This is a genomic window from Wolbachia endosymbiont of Drosophila baimaii, from assembly GCF_028982185.1.
Classification (GTDB): Bacteria; Pseudomonadota; Alphaproteobacteria; order Rickettsiales; family Anaplasmataceae; genus Wolbachia; species Wolbachia pipientis.
The window spans coordinates 1-2578 of record NZ_JAPQLE010000184.1 but is presented as its reverse complement, the minus strand read 5'-3'; the positions used below and the strand labels follow the sequence as shown (position 1 = coordinate 2578).

The 2578-nt window shown below is 32.7% G+C and carries 3 protein-coding genes; 1 reads left to right on the top strand and 2 read right to left on the bottom strand.

Annotated elements, in window-relative coordinates:
• A partial coding sequence (locus OZD66_RS05575) for a hypothetical protein (RefSeq protein ID WP_275022464.1) occupies window positions 1-189 on the bottom strand: 189 nt, incomplete at its 3' end.
• 88 nt (window positions 190-277) lie between these two features.
• Here OZD66_RS05575 and OZD66_RS05570 point away from each other — a divergent pair.
• Window positions 278-940 (top strand): conjugal transfer protein TraJ, encoded by a 663-nt coding sequence (locus tag OZD66_RS05570; RefSeq protein ID WP_182367104.1) that lies wholly within the window; start codon window positions 278-280, stop codon window positions 938-940.
• Here the strand turns inward: OZD66_RS05570 and OZD66_RS05565 are convergent.
• Window positions 937-2418 carry a proton-conducting transporter transmembrane domain-containing protein gene (locus tag OZD66_RS05565; protein WP_182367102.1) on the bottom strand — a complete coding sequence of 494 codons (1482 nt, stop codon included), beginning with the start codon at window positions 2416-2418 and terminating at the stop codon, window positions 937-939. The genes OZD66_RS05570 and OZD66_RS05565 overlap by 4 nt on opposite strands.
• Window positions 2419-2578 lie beyond the last annotated feature (160 nt).

Sequence of the window (2578 nt, the reverse complement as noted above, 5' to 3'; positions counted from 1 at the left end):
AAACATTCCTCTATTCGAATCCTTTCGTCGTGCTGTTGATTCTGCCTTCCTATGACCTGTTCGGACTATTATGAGAAATGCTATAATATTTACAATCCTGAAAATTTCAGTATAAAAATGATAAATATAGATGTGAGCAAGATCGACAAATTCTACCTTATTGAGGAACAAGATGATATAATCATTCATCCTATTTTGGAAAATTTAGACATATTTTAAAGTTTTTTAGAGTATCTAATCTTGTTGTTATTATAATTGGATTTGGTAGCATTGTGTTATGGGAGATAAATTGCTTGAATCAGTAAAAAACAAAAGTTATTTCAGTAAAGCAGTCGAATGGTACTGCCATAGGTATCTGTTTTGTGTAGCAGAAAGATCTTGGATGGCATTAATAGTATCGCTTCTCCTAGTATGCTTATGTTTATTAACATTAAACATATACCTGTTATTTCCTATTAAAAAAGATTTAAATTTTGTGAAGTATATGAACCACACAGAAGATGAGTTCTCTGCAATGCATAAGCTTAGTTTCAGTAAAAAGGAAGATGAATACACTTCCACAGCGAGGTACTTAATAAGTAAATACATTGAAATATACGAGTCCATTAAGATCGTTGAACCGAAGTACCAAGAAAATTTTATAAGAAACAATTCTATACATAAAATCTATCAAGGCTTTCAGGAAAAAACGAATAATGAAGCTGGTAATTTGTCTTTATCTAAAAGAAAAATCGCCAACATAAATGTAATAACATTATCTATTGATCGATCGACCAAGGACTTAGTTACATTTGCTGGAAATGCTACTGTAGTTTTTACAACCGAGCAAAATAAGGAGGATACTGTGGAGATTAGCTTCACTTTGTCGAATATAAAAGCAACTCTGGCTGGTATAATACCATTTAAATTTATTGTTAATGGTTATAAATACAGATTTTAAAATATTACTTGGTAGCTAAAAAAAATAACCAAAGTGCACATAGCAGTAATAACTGGAGGTAAAACTAGAAGAATTGGTGTTTTTTTAATAAAGTAATTCTGAGAAGGTTTTAAGAAAAAGGCATTGTAAATTATCGGTAAAAAGTACAGAGCGTTGAGTATAGTACTAACAATTAACACTAGAGTTACAAACACAGAAAGTATTACATTGCCAGAGTTGAAAACAGCTTGAAAAATGAGAAATTTACCCCAAAAAGTCGGAGCAGGCGGCACCCCTATCATAGACAATGCACCTATAGCAAATGCTGTCATGCTAATTGGCATACTGCGTCCTATACCGTAAATCTTATCTATATATTTCTCACCTGCTCTCGTTATTATTGCTCCGGCAACGAAAAACAAAGTGATTTTTGCAAATGCGTGGCAAACTAATTGAAAAATTGCAACCCTCATGCTGAGCTCACTAAAAATTGAAGCGAACAATATAATATATGACAATTGAGAGATGGTAGAGTAAGCAAGCAATTTCTTTAATTCTTTTTGCTTTAGTGCAATCAATAATGCAGTAATAATAGTAAATCCAGCAGCGTACGGAAGCCACCCTCCAGCAAACCAATTTTGCTGCACAAAACGTTGCATGTTATCGACGCCAAAAGTGTATAATATAACTTTTATGATGATGAAAACTCCGGATTTCACAACAGCAACAGCATGCAGTAGTGCACTCACAGGAGTTGGTGCAACCATTGCTTTTGGTAACCAAAAATGCATTGGCATTAATGCAGCTTTTCCTATTCCGTAAATTAGCATAGCAAAACACACTGCAATAAAAGTGATGAGTGAAGTATCAAATTTGAATATTCCACCACTTACAAAGTCTAAAGTATGAAATTCATTATATAAAAGGCCTATTGCAGGAAAAAATAATACCAAAGAAGAGAAAAATAGCACGCCAAAGTAATAGCGTCCTGCAATCATTGATTCATTTGTTGAGTTGTAAGTAACCAGAGGGTATGTACTAATAGTTAGAAGCTCATAAAAGACAAATGTAGTGAGCAAATCTCCAGAAAAAGCAATAAACATTGCACAGCTAATCGATATTGAAAAAAAGCATAGAAAACTTGAGTGATTGCTATCAGCATAGTTATTCTGCATATAACATATTGCATATATACTGGTTAGTATCCATAAAAACGATATCAATAAACTGAATATTACTCCGGTAGACTCTAGCTTTAAACTAATGTGCAAATTATTACCAAAATCCATGAGGATAAATTGAGAATGATCACCATACACCCAATATAAAGTGCACAGACACGTATACGCAAATAGAAGTAGAGAAGAAGTGACAGTAATACTATTGTTCACTCTGGGCCATTTACCAGTAAAAAAAATAGCTAACGCACTTAAAAGTGGAATCAACGCAGTAATTAATAAATAATTCTCAGTAATAAAAAATGGTAAGGAAAGATACATTAACATTAAATTTTTTGTTTAGGTAAAGTTAGAATTATACTCAAATCATAGAAAAACCGCTATGTTTTTTTAGTTATAGCATTTCTCATAATAGTCCGAACAGGTCATAGGAAGGCAGAATCAACAGCACGACGAAAGGATTCGAATAGAGGAATGTTTT